This is a genomic window from Embleya sp. NPDC001921, assembly GCF_053594475.1.
Genome location: NZ_JBSFEO010000004.1, coordinates 166,593 through 182,221 on the forward strand (window position 1 = coordinate 166,593; position 15,629 = coordinate 182,221).

The 15,629-nt window shown below is 70.5% G+C and carries 12 protein-coding genes; 6 read left to right on the forward strand and 6 right to left on the reverse strand.

Features of this window, described 5'->3' with window-relative positions; translation table 11 throughout:
* Positions 1-3 precede the first annotated feature (3 nt).
* Positions 4-678, reverse strand: coding sequence for a Crp/Fnr family transcriptional regulator (locus ACWCPW_RS06110; RefSeq protein WP_020554920.1), 675 nt, complete (start codon positions 676-678; stop codon positions 4-6).
* Between the two features lie 167 nt (positions 679-845).
* On the opposite strand from ACWCPW_RS06110, the gene nth reads away from it, so the two are divergent.
* The 4 genes from nth (at position 846) to ACWCPW_RS06130 (ending at position 4,652) form a co-directional block, all read left to right on the forward strand.
* Entirely contained in the window at positions 846-1,829 is a 984-nt protein-coding gene (gene nth / locus ACWCPW_RS06115) for an endonuclease III (RefSeq protein WP_449760394.1), read from the forward strand.
* On the forward strand, positions 1,826-2,560 hold the full coding sequence (locus tag ACWCPW_RS06120; RefSeq protein ID WP_449760395.1) for an NUDIX hydrolase: 735 nt from the start codon (positions 1,826-1,828) through the stop codon (positions 2,558-2,560). Before nth ends, ACWCPW_RS06120 begins: the two co-directional genes overlap by 4 nt.
* 140 nt (positions 2,561-2,700) lie before the next feature.
* Positions 2,701-3,885 carry a MarP family serine protease gene (locus ACWCPW_RS06125; protein WP_449760396.1) on the forward strand — a complete coding sequence of 395 codons (1,185 nt, stop codon included), beginning with the start codon at positions 2,701-2,703 and terminating at the stop codon, positions 3,883-3,885.
* An 80-nt stretch (positions 3,886-3,965) separates the two neighbouring features.
* Positions 3,966-4,652 (forward strand): metal-dependent hydrolase, encoded by a 687-nt coding sequence (locus ACWCPW_RS06130; protein ID WP_449760397.1) that lies wholly within the window; start codon positions 3,966-3,968, stop codon positions 4,650-4,652.
* Positions 4,653-5,133: 481 nt separating this feature from the next.
* Here the strand turns inward: ACWCPW_RS06130 and ACWCPW_RS06135 are convergent, their stop codons facing one another.
* From ACWCPW_RS06135 to ACWCPW_RS06155, 5 genes are all read right to left on the reverse strand, one after another.
* Complete coding sequence (locus ACWCPW_RS06135) at positions 5,134-6,054, reverse strand: alpha/beta fold hydrolase (RefSeq protein WP_449760398.1); 921 nt, start codon at positions 6,052-6,054, stop codon at positions 5,134-5,136.
* A gap of 76 nt (positions 6,055-6,130) precedes the next feature.
* Complete coding sequence (locus tag ACWCPW_RS06140) at positions 6,131-6,550, reverse strand: phage holin family protein (protein WP_395866673.1); 420 nt, start codon at positions 6,548-6,550, stop codon at positions 6,131-6,133.
* Positions 6,551-6,659: 109 nt separating this feature from the next.
* Positions 6,660-7,982 carry a Na+/H+ antiporter NhaA gene (gene nhaA / locus ACWCPW_RS06145; protein ID WP_449760399.1) on the reverse strand — a complete coding sequence of 441 codons (1,323 nt, stop codon included), beginning with the start codon at positions 7,980-7,982 and terminating at the stop codon, positions 6,660-6,662.
* Positions 7,983-8,288: 306 nt separating this feature from the next.
* Positions 8,289-9,449: a hypothetical protein gene (locus ACWCPW_RS06150; RefSeq protein ID WP_449760400.1), complete on the reverse strand. Its 1,161-nt coding sequence runs from the start codon at positions 9,447-9,449 to the stop codon at positions 8,289-8,291.
* Between the two features lie 386 nt (positions 9,450-9,835).
* Positions 9,836-10,822 carry an urease accessory protein UreH domain-containing protein gene (locus ACWCPW_RS06155; RefSeq protein ID WP_449760401.1) on the reverse strand — a complete coding sequence of 329 codons (987 nt, stop codon included), beginning with the start codon at positions 10,820-10,822 and terminating at the stop codon, positions 9,836-9,838.
* A 258-nt stretch (positions 10,823-11,080) separates the two neighbouring features.
* Between ACWCPW_RS06155 and ACWCPW_RS06160 the strand changes: the two genes are divergently transcribed.
* Together ACWCPW_RS06160 and acs are read left to right on the forward strand one after the other, a co-directional pair.
* On the forward strand, positions 11,081-13,429 hold the full coding sequence (locus tag ACWCPW_RS06160) for a SulP family inorganic anion transporter (RefSeq protein WP_449760402.1): 2,349 nt from the start codon (positions 11,081-11,083) through the stop codon (positions 13,427-13,429).
* A 148-nt stretch (positions 13,430-13,577) separates the two neighbouring features.
* Positions 13,578-15,563 (forward strand): acetate--CoA ligase, encoded by a 1,986-nt coding sequence (gene acs / locus ACWCPW_RS06165; RefSeq protein WP_449760403.1) that lies wholly within the window; start codon positions 13,578-13,580, stop codon positions 15,561-15,563.
* The last annotated feature ends 66 nt before the right edge of the window (positions 15,564-15,629 follow it).

Genomic DNA, 15,629 nt, shown 5'->3' on the forward strand with positions numbered 1-15,629 from the left:
GTGCTAGCGCGAGCGGCGCGACAACCGCTCGACGTCCATCAGGACCACCGCGCGCGCCTCCAGCCGCAGCCAACCCCGGCTGGCGAAGTCGGCGAGCGCCTTGTTGACCGTCTCCCGCGAGGCGCCGACCAACTGGGCCAGCTCCTCCTGGGTGAGGTCGTGCGCGACGTGGATGCCCTCGTCGGCGGGCACGCCGAACCGGCGGGACAGGTCGAGCAGGGCCTTGGCCACCCGTCCGGGGACGTCGGAGAAGACCAGGTCGCCCAGGCTCTCGTTGGTCCGCCGCAGCCGACGGGCTATCGCCCGCAGCAGCGCCGCGGCGACCTTGGGCCGACCGGTCAGCCAGGGCTGCAGGTCGGAGTGGCCCAGGCCGAGCAGGCGCACGTCGGTGAGCGCGGTCGCGGTCGCCGTACGCGGTCCGGGGTCGAACAGCGACAGCTCGCCGAACATCTCGCCCGGGCCGAGCACCGCGAGCATGTTCTCGCGGCCGTCGTTGGAGCTGCGGTGCAGCTTGATCTTGCCCTCGATCACCACGTACAGGCGGTCGCCCGGGTCACCCTCGTGGAAGAGCGAGTCCCCGCGCTCGAGCGCGACCTCCGTCATGGAGGCCCGCAGCTCGGCGGCGTCCTCATCTTCGAGCGCCGCGAACAGCGGAGCCCGCTGCAAAACGTCGTCCACGAGGTTCCTCCTAGGCCGGCCTGGTCGACACCAATGAAAGCCGAGCGGTCAAACAGTGCGATCGGTCACAGTCTGACGCACCGGTACCCGCAATCATCACGCGGGGTGGCCTGGATCACGAACGGGCGGATCCACAGTAACCGGACATGTCGCTCCTGTGATCAAGCATGCGCGGACTGCTCGACCGTACGCCCCGTCCATCTGCGTACTCTGGCCGGGTGTCGAGCAACGTGACGGAGCCCGCGCCGCGCAGGTCGCGGGCAGCCGCGAAGGTCGTGAAAACCGAGTCCCATCTCGCTCTGGTGCGCCGCGCGCGCCGGATCAATCGCGAATTGGGCGAGATATACCCGGGTGCGCACTGCGAACTCGACTACGGCGACGCGTTCCAGCTCCTGGTCGCGGTGGTGTTGTCCGCGCAGACCACCGACCGGCGGGTCAACACGGTCACCCCGGCGCTGTTCGCCCGCTTCCCCGACGCCGCCGCGGTGGCCGCCGCGGAACCGGCCGAACTGGAGGCGATCATTCAGCCGACCGGGTTCTTCCGGGCCAAGACGCGCTCGGTGCAGGGCCTGGCCCAGGCGCTCCTGGAACGCTACGACGGCGAGGTGCCGGGCAAGCTCGCCGAACTGGTCACGCTGCCCGGCGTGGGCCGCAAGACCGCCAACGTGGTGCTCGGCGAGGTCTTCGACGTGCCCGGCATCACCGTCGACACCCACTTCGGCCGGCTGGCCCGGCGCTTCGGGTGGACCAAGGACGACGATCCGGTCAAGGTCGAGCAGGAGGTCGGCGCGCTGTTCCCGCGCAAGGACCTGACCCTGCTGTCGCACCGGGTGATCTTCCACGGCCGCCGGGTCTGCCACGCCCGCCGTCCGGCCTGCGGGGCGTGCGCCATCGCGCCGCTGTGTCCGGCGTACGGCGAGGGCGAGACGGATCCGATCAAGGCCAGGGCGCTGCTCAAGTACGAGATGGCCGGGCAACCGGGCCAACGGCTCAAGCCGCCGGCCAAGCCGGTGCTCGCCGTGCCGGGCGCCGCATCCGAAGACGTATCCGAGACGAAGGCCGCACCGGCCGAGGCCGCACGAGCGAAGGCCGTACGAGCGAGGCCCGCACGAGCGAAGGCCGCACCGCGAGACGAGGGGGACGCCGGGTGACCCAGACCGGAACCGGGATCCAGACCTGGGCCGAAGCGGATCTGCCGGAATGGCTGCGCCCGGTCGCGCGCGCCGCCCGGGAGATCCGCCCCGAGCAACTGAGCCGTTTTCTGCCACCGGCCGAGGGCGGCCGGCGCTCCGCCGTGCTGGTGTTGTTCGGCGAGGGACCCGACGGCCCGGACCTGCTGCTGCTGCAACGCGCCGCGACGCTGCGCTCGCACGCGGGCCAGCCCGCGTTTCCGGGCGGTTCGGTGGACCCGGGCGACGACGGCCCGGAGGGCACCGCGCTGCGCGAGGCGCAGGAGGAGGTCGGGCTCGACCCCGCCGGCGTGCGGGTCTTCGGCCGGCTGCCGGATCTGTACATCCCGGTGAGCGACTTCGTGGTCACGCCCGTACTCGCGTGGTGGCACCGGGAGAGTGAAGTCGCCCCGGGGGCGCCCGAGGAGGTCGCGCGCGTGTTGCGAGTGTCGATCGCCGAGCTCGCCGACCCGGCGAACCGGGCCCGACTGCGTCACCCCGGCGGTCACCTGGGCCCGGCGTTCCTGGTGGAGGACCTGGTGGTCTGGGGCTTCACCGCGGGGCTGATCGACCGGGTCCTGCACCACACCGGCTGGGAACGGCCGTGGGACAGCCGCCGCGAGGTCACCCTCTCGGAGACCGAGAGCCGGTTGGCCCGGCGCGGGTTCGACCGCTACGAGGAGACCGCCTCCGAGCCCGAGGTCCGCGACTGACCGTCGTCCCGCCCGCCGCACCCGGTGCCGCGGGCGGGCTGACGGTACGTCAACACCGGTCCTGTACGGCTGTGTCACCGGTGTTCGACGAACCGGCACGGCGGCGGACAGGGCGGGCTCGCACATGAGAACGTGAGCGCGTGAATGTCCTGGACCTGTTGCTGCTCGCCGCCGCGGTGGCCTTCGCCATCTCCGGATACCGGCAGGGCTTCATCGTCGGTGTGCTCTCGTTCCTGGGCTTCATCGGCGGCGGGGTGTTCGGCATGTGGCTGGTGCCGTCGCTGCTCAACCGGTTCGAGCCGGGTCTGGGTCCCTCGATCGCGGCGATCTGCGTCGTGCTCGTGCTGGCCACCGCGCTCCAGGCGCTGACCACCGCGGCCGGCAACCGGCTGCGCCGGCAACTCACCTGGCGCCCGGCGCGACTGGTGGACGCGGCCGGCGGCGCGATCGTGAGCGTGTGCGCGCTGCTGATCGTGGTGTGGCTGATCGGCTCCTCGGTCGCGGGTGCCTCGATGCCCACCATCTCGCGCGAGGTGCGCTCCTCGCAGGTGCTCGGCGGCGTGCAGAAGGTGTTGCCACAGGGCGCGGACACGTGGTTCTCCTCGTTCGGCAACCTGCTCGACCGCAACGGCTTCCCGCAGGTCTTCAGCCCGTTCGTCCGCGAGGACATCCCGCAGGTCCCGCCGCCGGACCCCAAGTTGTTGTCGATGCCGGCGGTCCAGGAGACCCGGGACAGCATCGTCAAGATCGTCGGCACCGCGAAGAGTTGCGGCAAGGTGATCGAGGGCTCCGGCTTCGTGTACGCCCCGCAGCGCGTGATGACCAACGCCCACGTAGTAGGCGGCGTCAAGAAGCCGACCGTGCAGATCGGCGGCGAGGGCCGCGAATACCCGGCCGAGGTCGTGCTCTACGACTGGAAGCGCGACATCGCGGTGCTCAAGGTGCCCGGACTCAAGGCCACCCCGTTGCAGTTCGAGCCGAAGGTGGAGAGCGGCGCGGACGCGATCGTGGTGGGTTTCCCGGAGAACGGCGCCTTCCACGTCGAACCCGCCCGGGTCCGGGCCCGGATCCAGGCCGGCGGACCGGACATCTACAAGCGCGGCACGGTCAGTCGCGATGTCTACTCGCTGTACGCGAAGGTGCGCCAGGGCAACTCCGGCGGCCCGCTGATCTCACCGAACGGCAAGGTCGCCGGGGTGATCTTCGCCAAGTCGCTCGACGACGAGTCCACCGGGTACGCGCTCACCGTCGAGGAGGTGCGCGCGGACGCCGAGGCCGGCGCGGTCGGCGACCGCCCCGTGGACACCCAGAGTTGCGCCATGTGACGCATGTCCGCCGAGTTCTCGGGCAGGCGTTCGGGCACAGCCGCGGCGAGCGGCGGGGCGAGGCGGGGTGGGGTGGGGGAATGCTCGGGCATTCGCACGCGGTCAGCGGGGCACTGGTGTTCGCGGCGACGGCTCCGACGCTGCCGCAACACCTGTGGCACAACCACCTGTCCCCGTCCGAGATCGTGATCGGTACGTTCCTGACCGCGGGCGCGGCGCTGCTGCCCGACCTCGATCACCACAACGGCACGATCGCCAACTTCCTGGGACCCCTCTCGCGGGCGCTGTGCGCGGGCGTGGCCAAGGTGTCCGGCGGGCACCGACACGCGACCCACTCGATCGCCTTCGTCGTGCTGGCCGGACTGCTGACCTGGCAGGGGGTCGAGCACCTGGGGCGACCGTTCACCCTCACGATGGTCTTCCTCCTGCTCGCGCTCGCGCTGCGCGCGCTGAACCTGTGTCCGCCGGGCAAGGGCCTCGCGTCCTGGATCACCATCGTCGCGCTCGCCGGCGGCGGCACGGCCGTGGTCGACCACTGGATGCCGGCGGCCCCCGACTGGCTGCCGATGGTGATCGTGCTGGGCTGCGTCGCGCACCTGCTCGGCGACTTCCTCACCAAGCAGGGGATACCACTGCTGTGGCCGCTGGGCACCCGCTTCGAGGTGGCCGTGGTCAGCCGCACCGGGAATCGCATGGAGACGCTCGTCCTGGTGCCGGTGATGATGGTCGCCACCGTCGCGCTCTTGTGGTTCGGCACCTTCGCCTGAGGGGCGAAAGGCGAAATCGCCCGACGAATGCGCGGAACTCGTACGCGAGACGAGGGATGGTGCGACGCGACTCGGCCCCGAGTCGCGTCGACACGTCAACGCAGGAAGCGCAGGCGCAGACTCAACCAACGTGCTCGTCGGCGCAATATCCCCATCAATCCCGGGAAATGATCCCCCCGGTCGGCAACCGCGCCGGCCGGCGCCCCTCGCGTGTGCTCGAACCCGTGAGTGCCAGTGGTGCCGATCTCAACCATGAGGGTCTCTGCCGTCTCCGACCGGGTGTCCCCGGCCCCCGCCGCCATGCTCGGAGCGTTGTACGTCCGGCTCATACGGGGGCGCCTACCCGGGTCACCGACGGCGTAATCGCGCCGCCTCGGCGGTCCGAAAATCATTTCCGGACACGTCGGAGGCGATCTGTACGGAAGTGTCGGATATCCCCGTCAAGATCGCACGAGAAAGGCTCGGAAGCGCTGTTGGAACTTCAGCGCTCGGGTTCCGGATCCTTCAACCAGCCCAGGAGTTCCTCGGTGAACACGGCCGGTTGTTCCTCGTGCGGGAAGTGCCCCACGCCGTCGAGCAGTCGCCAGCGGTAGGGCGCCTCGACGTAGCGCCCGGAGCCGGCCGCCGTGCGCGGCAGGATCACCGGGTCGAGCGCGCCGTGCAGATGCAGCGTGGGCACCTCGACGGGGGCCTTCATCCGAGCCGAGTACTGGATGCCGTCCGGACGCGGGATGGACCGGATCAGCCAGCGGTAGTGCTCCGCCGCACAGTGCGCCGTGCCGGGCACCAGCATCGCCTGGCGGTAGCGCGCGATCGACTCGTCGGTCGACCGGCCCGGCGCCGACCACGCGCGCAACATGTCGCCCACCATCGCCGCATCGTCGCGGACCAACTGCCGCTCGGGCACCCACGGTCGCTGGAAGCCGAAGATGTGCGAACTCGCGGCCATCTGGTGCCGGTCGGTCAACAGCGCGCCGCGCAGTTGCCGGGGATGCGGCATGGACACCGCGACCAACCGGCGCACCACCTTGGGCCGCAGCACGGCGGCGGTCCAGCCCAGGTAGGCACCGAGGTCGTGGCCGACCACGATCGCGTCCGGCTCGCCCAGCGAGCGGATCACCCCGGTCACGTCCAGGGCCAGGGTGATCGGGTCGTAGCCGCGCGGGGTGCGGTCGCTGCCGCCGTACCCGCGCAGGTCCATCGCGACCGCGCGGTAGCCGGCCCGGGCCAGCACCGGCATCTGATGCCGCCAGGCCCACCAGAACTCCGGGAAACCGTGCAGCAAGAGCACGACCGGCCCCTCGCCCATCTCGGCGATGTGGAACCGCGCGCCGTTGGCGGCGATGTCGCGGTGTGTCCAGGGCCCGGCCACGTTGACCACGGTGCTCTCGGGAACCGTCATGCGGAGCAGCGTCGCACACTCGCCATCGCACCCCGGTTTCCGCCGCCGGTTTGGCCGGCCCGGGCGCGTTGCCGGATCAACCGACGTTCTTGAGCGTGGTGACCGTGTCGCGGGTGGTGGTGATCGTGCGCTCCGGCGCGCGGACGTTCTTGAACGACTTGATGCCGTAGAACGCGAGTCCGCCCGCGAGCAGGAGATAGAAGCCGCCGACGATCAGGAAGCTCCACGCCACGCCGAGACCGAGAGCGTGGATTCCGTACACGATCGCGAAGCTCAGGAAGATGAACGCGAACACGCCGATGAAGGCCGCCGCGCCGAACGCGCCGCCGCCCTTCGCGACGTTGACCACGCTGACCTTGACCTCGCTCTTGGCGAGCGCGATCTCGCTGCGCACCAGCGTGGACATGTCGCGGCTGGCCGACGAGAACAGCTCGCCGAGGGATCGCTGTGCGTCGACGGGCACGTCCTGGGCCGGGGACCTGTCGGTGCCTGCCATGGTCACTCCTTGTACCTGTATGGATAATCCGACCCCGATCATGCCCTGCTGCGGCGATACGTATCCAGCGGGGCGCGTCGTACGAGTGTTTCGGATGGGAAACGAAGCCTCAGGAGTGGCCGAGCTTCTCGTCGCGGAGTCGATCCGCGTCCGCTTGATAGACGTCCGGAATGCCGTCGCCGTCGTCGTCGCGATTCTCCTCGGCGTACAACCGCGCGTAGGTGTTGTTCCTTATCCGCAGCACCACCGACGCCGCGACGGCCGCGAGCACCGAGCCCACCAGCACCGCGGCCTTGGCCTGTTCGGTCAGCGTCGGGTCGTCGGTGAAGGCCAGTTCGCTGATCAACAGGGACACCGTGAAGCCGATGCCGGCGAGCATGGACATGCCGAACACGTCCGACCACGCGAGGTCGTCGCTGAGTTGGGCCCGGGTGAACCGGGCGACCAGCCAGGTGCCCGCGAAGATGCCGACCACCTTGCCCGCGACCAGGCCGATCATGATGCCGAGCGTGGGCCGCTGGGTGAACACGTCGCCGAGCACCGAACCGGAGACCGCGACGCCCGCGGACAGCAGCGCGAAGATCGGCACCGCCACGCCCGCGGAGAGCGGCCGCACCAGGTGCTCGACGTGCTCGGCCGGCGAGGTCCGCTCGTCCGGGTCCGGGACCACGCGCATCAACAGGCCCATCGCCACACCCGCGACCGTGGCGTGCACTCCGCTCTCGTGCATCAGCGCCCAGATCACCAGGGCGAGCGGTACGTACCACCACCAGCCGCGCACCCGGAAGCGCTGGAGCAGCGCGAACACCACGAGCAGGGCGAAGGCCCCGGCCAGCGCGAGGAAGTCCACCGAGTCGGTGAAGAAGATCGCGATGATCAGGATCGCGCCGAGGTCGTCGACCACCGCCAGGGTGAGCAGGAACGACCGCAGCGCGGAGGGCAGGTTGGTGCCGATCACCGCGAGCACGGCCAGCGCGAACGCGATGTCGGTCGCGGTGGGAATCGCCCAGCCGTCGAGCGAGCCGCCACCCGCGTTGACCGCGAAGTAGAACAGCGCGGGCGTGAGCATCCCGCACGCGGCGGCCACCACCGGCAGCACCGCCTGCGCCGGATTGCGCAGGTCGCCGACCACCAGCTCGCGCTTGAGTTCGATGCCGGCCACGAAGAAGAACACCGCGAGCAGGCCGTCCGCGGCCCAAGTGCCCAGCGACAGGTCCAGGTTGAGCGCCGCCGGACCGATCCGGAAATCGCGCAGGTCCTGGTAGGCCTCGCTCCACCCGGTGTTCGCCCAGATCACCGCGATCACCGCGGCGATCAGCAACAGCGCGCCGCCGACGGTCTCGGTGCGCAGCGCGTCCGCGATGAAGTTCCGTTCGGCCAACGTGGACGGACGCCGAAAGAACTTGTTGCGTGGTGCGGACTCGGCACCCACGGGACCTCCAGGTCGGCTGTGGTTCGCAGGCGTATACCGCCCTGCGGAAACGACAAAACAGCGCCGACCAGACTTCCCGGCATGCCTCCCGAGGGGAGACCCAGACGCGGGACGGCGGAATCCGACCGACCCGATCCCCGTCAGTGTATCGACAAGAAGCAGGCCACGAGGGAACCGAACCGCGCACGGCCGCGTCCGCATTCCCCGGCCCACCGCCGCGCACCCCGCCCCGCGCCGACGCAAAGGCCCCGTACCGAAGGGGATTTCGGTACGGGGCCGGAGCCGGGCGCGGGTTCGGCCGGTCGCTCAGTCCTGGCGGCGCGGCAGCACCGCGGAGTCCGAGGCGGCGAGCGGGCGGAGCGCGGCGGGCCTGTTCTGGCCCCCGGCGGAGGCGGTGATGATCGTGCTCCAGTCGGTCACGGTCTGGCCGACGCCCAGACCCTGCAGCTTGGTGATCACCGCGGGGTCCTGGCCCTCGAGCCAGTCGGTCAACTGACGGAAGGTCACACAGCGCACGTCGGACTTGGTGCAGATCGACTTCACCGTGTCCCGGACGGCATTCATATAGATGCCGCCGTTCCAGTCCTCGAAGTGGTTGCCGATGAACAGCGGCGCGCGATTGGTGGTATAGGCGCGCTGGAATCCGTTCATGTAGAACTCGTGGGCCTCTTTCTCCCACGCCTCCTTCTTGGACGGGTCGTACTTACCGTGCAGCGCTTCCTGCTCGAACATGATGTTGTAGTCCATGGAGAGCTGCGACTTGCTCGGGTTCCCCGGCCACGGCAGCGACTGGAGCGGGAAGTCCCAGATGCCGGTCTCCTTGCCGCGCTTGGGCCACACCTGAAGACCGCCGGCGGAACTCGCGTCGTAGCGGAAGCCCATTTCCTTGCCGGCCCGCATCAGATTCGTCTGGCCCTCCAGGCACGGCGCCCGGCCGCCGATGAGTTCCTTGCCGAGCGAGTAGTCGAACGGCAGCGGGGGCAGGTCGGCGAACCCGGTGTTCGTCTTCCAGTTCTGGACGAACTTGACCGCCTGTTCGGTCTCGTTCTTCCAGTCCGCCGGGGCCCAGGCCTTGCCACTCGTGGAACTGTTGCAGAAGTGGCCGTTGAAGTGCGTGCCGATCTCGTTGCCCTTGAGCCAGACCTCGCGCATCTGGACGATCGTGTTGCGGATCGTCTCGTCGGACATGAACGCGATGTCCGACGCGCCGGCCGCGTGCTTCGGGCCGGTGTACATGGCCCGCTTCGCCTTCGGAAGCATGTAGATGCCGCTCAGGAAGTACGTCATCTGCGCCTTGTTCGCCTCGGACAGCTTCAAGAATTCCGAGACCAGCTTGTTCCCGTCCTCGGCCGCGCCGTCCCAGGAGAACACGACGAACTGCGGCGGTTTTTCACCCGGCTTGAGCTTGTCCACCTTGGGCTGGTTCGGCTGCGGACCGGTGTCGGCGGTCGAGCCGTCGCCGATCAACCGGACCGGACCTCTCGGTTTGTCCGATTCCTTGCCCGGAACGCTCGGATTTCCGTTGCCAGAGTTCTTTGCAGAGGAGTTGCCGGAATCTTTCCCGTCCTTTGCGAAAACCACGAAACCGATAGCGGCCAGGACTGCGACAACGACGAGCACCGCAGCGCCGCGGACAGTTCGCACAGTTCACCTCTTCCCATGGACATGCCGGACCGAGCTGTATTTCCTATCGATACATACGCACGCCGGGGTCACCCGGTTGCGTGCGTGCCCGGACCGCTTTCCCCGCGTACCCGAGTCGGGACGCGTCGGATCGCACGGGGCGCGTGAGCGCGGACACATCACCGTACGGGGCGGAAGGGCCCCAAAGCGATCCGAGTCACCCGCGACGGTCAGGGGTCGGCCCGGAACTCGATCCGTCCGCTGTACATGCCCATCGAACAGGTCCAGGTGAGGGTGCCGGCGTGCGGCGTGCCCAGGTCGATCCCGATCTCGCCGGACGTCGGCAGGACGCGCTGCACGTCGCGGGCGGGCAGCACGAAGCCCCGGGTGCAGCCGGTGGTGTGGTCGGTACGCAGCACCAGCACGGTGCGCACGCCGGATCGGGCGAGCGCGCGGGCCGGGTGGTAGCCCTCGTTCCCGACCCGCACGGTGACCCGCTGCACGCCGTCGGCCCCGGTGCTCGCCGCCGCGTGGTCCACCGCACCCACCGCGGCCGGCGTCCACCAGCCGCCCAGGCGCAGTCCGGAGGCGATCGTCCACGCGGCCACCGCGAGCACCAACAGGCCCACCGCGGCGGTCGGTCGGCCGCGCAGGAGCCGTCCCGACGCGCCGACCAGCAGGCCGAGCGCGGCGAACAGCGGGAAGGTGCCGAGCACGAAGCCGGTCAGCACGGCGGCGCCGCCGAGGGCGTTCCCGGCGGTCACGGCGACCAGTTCGACGCTCAGCGTCACTCCGCACGGGACCAGCACCGTGGCCGCGCCCAAGAGCAGCGGACCGCGACCGGCGCCGCGCGGCGAGGGGCGCGGCAGCAGTCGGCCGACGCCGGGCACGCCGAGCATCGACAACCCGAAGAGCACCATCAGCGCGCCCGCCGCGAGCAGCAGGATCGCGCGGGTGCTCGGCGCCGGTTGCATCGCGCCGCCGAGCAGGCCGAGCAGCGCGCCCAGGACGGCGTGCGCGAGCAGCTTCGCGCCGAGGAACGCGGTCAGCGCGCGGGGGAGCAGGCCGCGCGGCGGTGTGCTCGCGCAGTCGCCGGCCGGGTTCTCGCACGGGCGCACGGCCCCGGCCAGCAGGCCGCCCTGGACCGCCGCGCAGGACGCGCCGCCCGCGACGAACCCCGCACCGAGCCCGGTCGCGAACAGCGTGAGCACCTGCACGGAACCACCCCCACTCCGGGGAGATTACGGGTCATCACGCACAGTGTGGAAGATCTCCGGCATGAAACACCTGTTTCACCCATGCGGGTGCATATTTTACGTTCCGAAAAGGATAGCCTTACTGTGACGATGTAAACACTTAGAGTTAACTTGGCCGACCCGGCCCGGAACTCTCTCGTTCGACCCGCGCGCCGCCATCCCTGCGGCAGCCATGCCCGCCATGACATGACTGACATGACTGACCCGGAGGACACGGACATGCCCGTTGCCCCTGCCACCACGCCCGCGCCGGTTTCCCGGACCGCCGCGCTGCGCGCGGACCTCGGCGCCTCACTCGTGGTTTTCCTCGTCGCCGTACCGCTTTCGCTCGGTATCGCGCTCGCCGCCGGCGCCCCGCTCGGCGCCGGCATCATCTCCGCCGTGATCGGCGGCATCGTGGTCGGCCTGCTCGGGGGCGCGCCGCTCCAGGTGAGCGGCCCCACCGCCGGCGTCATGGTGATCGTGGCCGGTCTCGTGCAGACCTACGGCTGGCGGGTGACCTGCTTGGTCACCGTCGGCGCCGGCCTGGTGCAGATCCTCCTCGGCCTGCTCCGGGTGGCCCGGGCCACCCTCGCACTGTCGCCGGCCGTCGTGCACGGCGTCGTCGCGGGCATCGGCGTGGTGATCGCGCTGGCCCAGTTGCACGTGGTCCTGGGCGGTGCGCCACAGCGCTCGGCCTGGGAGAACCTGCGCGAACTGCCCACCCAGGTCGGCAATCTGCGTGCCCCCGCGGTCGCGGTGGGAGTGATCACCGTGGTCCTGCTGCTCGGTTGGCCGCTGTTGTCCCGGCTGCCCGGGCGATGGGCGGCGCCGGCCAAGGTGCCCGCGCCGCTGATCGCGGTCTCGCTGGCCACGGTGATCGCGAGCGTGACGCACCTGAACGTGGCCCGGGTGGACCTGTCCTCGGTCACCTTCACCACCCCGGTGTTGCCGCCGTCGGGCGCCTGGAGCGCGATCGCGGTCGGCGTGGTCAGCGTGGCCCTGGTCTCCGGCATGGAGTCGCTGCTGTCGGCCGCCGCGGTCGACCGGTTGCACAACGGGCCCCGGGCCAACCTCGATCGCGAACTGATCGGCCAGGGCGTGGGCAACGTGGCCTCCGGCGCGATCGGCGGCTATCCGGTCACCGGTGTCGCGATCCGCTCGGTGACCAACGTGCGCGCGGGCGCGGTCTCGCGGGCCTCGACCATCCTGCACGGCGTGTGGGTGATGTTGTTCGTGGCCCTGTTCGGCGCGTTCGTCGAGCGCATCCCGCTCGCGGTGCTGGCCGCGCTGGTGATGGTGGTCGGCATCCAGATGGTCAGCCTCGCGCACATCCGACACGTGCACCGGCACCGCGAGTTCCCCGCCTACGCGGCGACGATCGCGGGCGTGATCCTGGCCGGTGTGCTCCAGGGCGTGCTGCTGGGCGTGGTGGTCGCGGTGCTCACCGCGCTGTACCGGCTCAGCCGCAGCACCGTGCGGGTCCAGCAGGGCGACGGTGTGCTGCACGTCGAGGTGCACGGGTCGCTGACCTTCCTGTCGGTGCCGCGACTGTCCCGGGTGCTGGGCAAGTTGCCGCCGGGCGAGCACGTCGTGATGGACATGACGGTGGACTACCTCGACCAGGCCGCGTTCGAGGCGGTGCACTCGTGGCGGGTGGGCTACCTCGCGCGCGGCGGGCGGGTGGACATCGAGGAGATCCACGACGGCTGCTACGAGCGGGCCGCGGGCGGCTCCCCGGGGCCCAGGCGCTCGCGGCTGACCCCGTCGCCGCGCTGGTTCGCGCCGTGGTGGCACTGGCAGCGCGCGTGCCCGCGCGAGGACGGCACCGCGTCCCAGGCGCTGGTGGCCGGCTCGCGCGAGTTCCAGCAGCGCACCGCGCCGCTCGTGCAGCCGTTCCTGGAGCGGCTCGCGCTGGAGGGACAAAAGCCCGCGCAACTGTTCATCACCTGCGCCGACTCGCGGATCGTGCCGAACCTGATCACCGCGAGCGGCCCCGGCGACCTGTTCACCGTGCGCAACGTGGGCAACCTGGTGCCGCGCGGCGAGGCCGGGCACGCCGATCCGAACACGGCCGACGCGTCGGTGGGCGCGGCGATCGAGTACGCGGTGGCCGTGCTCGGTGTGCGCAGCATCACGGTGTGCGGGCACTCCGGGTGCGGCGCGATGAACGCGCTGCTGGACAAGGTCGGCGACACGGCCGAGGCGGGACCGGGGCACGGCACGACGCCGCACCTGGATCGCTGGTTGCGCAACGGCGACGCGTCGCTGGCGCGCTTCACGGCCGGCCCCGCGCCGACCCTGACCGGCTACCTGGTGCCGCCGGTGGAACAACTGTGCCTGACCAACGTGGTCCAGCAGTTGGACAACCTGCTCGACCACGCGGTGGTCGCCCGGGCCGTGTCCGAGGGCCGACTCCGGCTGTTCGGGCTCTACTTCGACCTCGCCTCCGCGCAGATGTACCTCTACGACGGCGTGCGCGGCGACTTCGGCCCGGTGGACGCGGAGCGCGCCGAGTCCGGGGCGCTCCCGGAGGGCGTCGTCCTGGGCGCCGAAGATCACACTTTTCCGGTACTCAACGCGGGGTAGCCACCCCGTACGATCGCGCGGTCGGCCACGATGCGCCGTGCACCGACAAGTGGTCTAAACCAATCGCGGTTCTCCTCTTGCCGGCTCGGGCCGGTCCCTGATGAGCTACGGCCAAAGGAACCGACCGCAGCGGCACGGAGGAGTACGCGTGAGCAACGCAGACCGGAACACCGGGGACAAGGCCGGAGAGGCATTGTCGAACCTGCTGCGCGAGGAGCGACGCTTCGCGCCCCCGCCGGCGCTCGCGGCAGACGCCAACGTCAAGGCCGAGGCGTACGAGCGCGCGGCGGCCGACCGGCTCGGCTTCTGGGCCGAGCAGGCCCGGCGGTTGCACTGGGCGGTGGAGCCGCGGGAGACGCTGGACTGGTCGACGCCGCCGTTCGCCAAGTGGTTCGCCGACGGCAAGCTCAACGTCGCCTACAACTGCGTCGACCGGCACGTCGAGGCGGGCAACGGCGACCGGGTGGCGATCCACTTCGAGGGCGAGCCGGGCGACACCCGCACGCTGACCTACGCCGACCTCAAGCGCGAGGTGTCCAAGGCGGCCAACGCGCTGACCTCGCTGGGCGTGGAGGCGGGCGACCGGGTCGCGATCTACCTGCCGATGATCCCCGAGGCGGTGATCTCGATGCTCGCGTGCGCGCGCATCGGCGCCCCGCACTCGGTCGTCTTCGGCGGCTTCTCGGCGGACGCGGTGTCCTCACGTGTCAACGACAACGACGCGCGCGTCGTGATCACCGCCGACGGCGGCTACCGGCGCGGCAAGCCCTCCGCGCTCAAGCCGGCCATCGACGAGGCGCTGCAGTCCTGCCCGGACGTGCGCAACGTGCTGGTGGTGCGCCGTACCGGCGGCGACGTCGCGTGGACCGAGGGCCGCGACCTGTGGTGGCACGACCTGGTCGACGCGCAGTCCGAGGAGCACGAGCCGCAGGCGTTCGACGCCGAGCACCCGCTGTTCATCCTGTACACCTCGGGCACCACCGGGAAGCCGAAGGGCATCCTGCACACCTCCGGCGGCTACCTGACCCAGGCGAGCTACACGCACAACGCGGTGTTCGACCTCAAGCCCGAGACCGACGTGTACTGGTGCACGGCCGACATCGGCTGGGTCACCGGGCACTCGTACATCACCTACGGCCCGCTCTCCAACGGCGCCACCCAGGTCATGTACGAGGGCACGCCGGACTCGCCGCACCAGGGCCGCTGGTGGGAGATCGTGCAGAAGTACGGGGTCACCATCCTGTACACCGCGCCCACCGCGATCCGCACCTGCATGAAGTGGGGCGACGACATCCCGGCCCGGTTCGACCTGTCCTCGCTGCGCATCCTGGGCAGCGTCGGTGAGCCGATCAACCCCGAGGCGTGGATCTGGTACCGCGAGCACATCGGCGCCGGGAAGACCCCGATCGTCGACACGTGGTGGCAGACCGAGACCGGCGCGATCATGATCAGCCCGCTGCCGGGCGTGACCGAGACCAAGCCGGGATCCGCGCAGCGCGCGCTGCCGGGCATCTCGGCCAAGGTGGTCGACGACACCGCGACCGAGGTCGGCAACGGCGGCGGCGGCTACCTGGTCCTGGACCAGCCGTGGCCGTCGATGCTGCGCACCATCTGGGGCGACGACCAGCGGTTCAAGGACACCTACTGGTCCCGCTTCGAGGGGCTGTACTTCGCCGGCGACGGTGCCAAGAAGGACGAGGACGGCGACGTCTGGCTGCTCGGCCGGGTGGACGATGTGATGCTCGTGTCCGGCCACAACATCTCCACCACCGAGGTCGAGTCGGCGCTGGTCTCGCACCCCAAGGTCGCCGAGTCGGCCGTGGTCGGCGCGACCGACGCGACCACGGGGCAGTCGATCGTGGCGTTCGTGATCCTGCGCGGCAGCGCGTCCGAGTCCGAGGAGCTGGTCGGCGAACTGCGCGAGCACGTCGGCAAGGTGCTCGGCCCGATCGCCAAGCCCAAGCGCATCCTGCCGGTCGCCGAACTGCCCAAGACGCGCTCCGGCAAGATCATGCGCCGGCTGCTGCGCGACATCGCGGAGGGCCGCACGCTCGGCGACGTGACCACGTTGACCGACGCGTCGGTGATGGACCTGATCACGTCGCAGTTGCCGTCGGCGGCGGCCGAGGACTGATCCCGGCCGAGCCGGCCGGGACTCGATCGAGGCGGGGCGGCCCGTTCCTTCGGGGGCGGGCCGCCC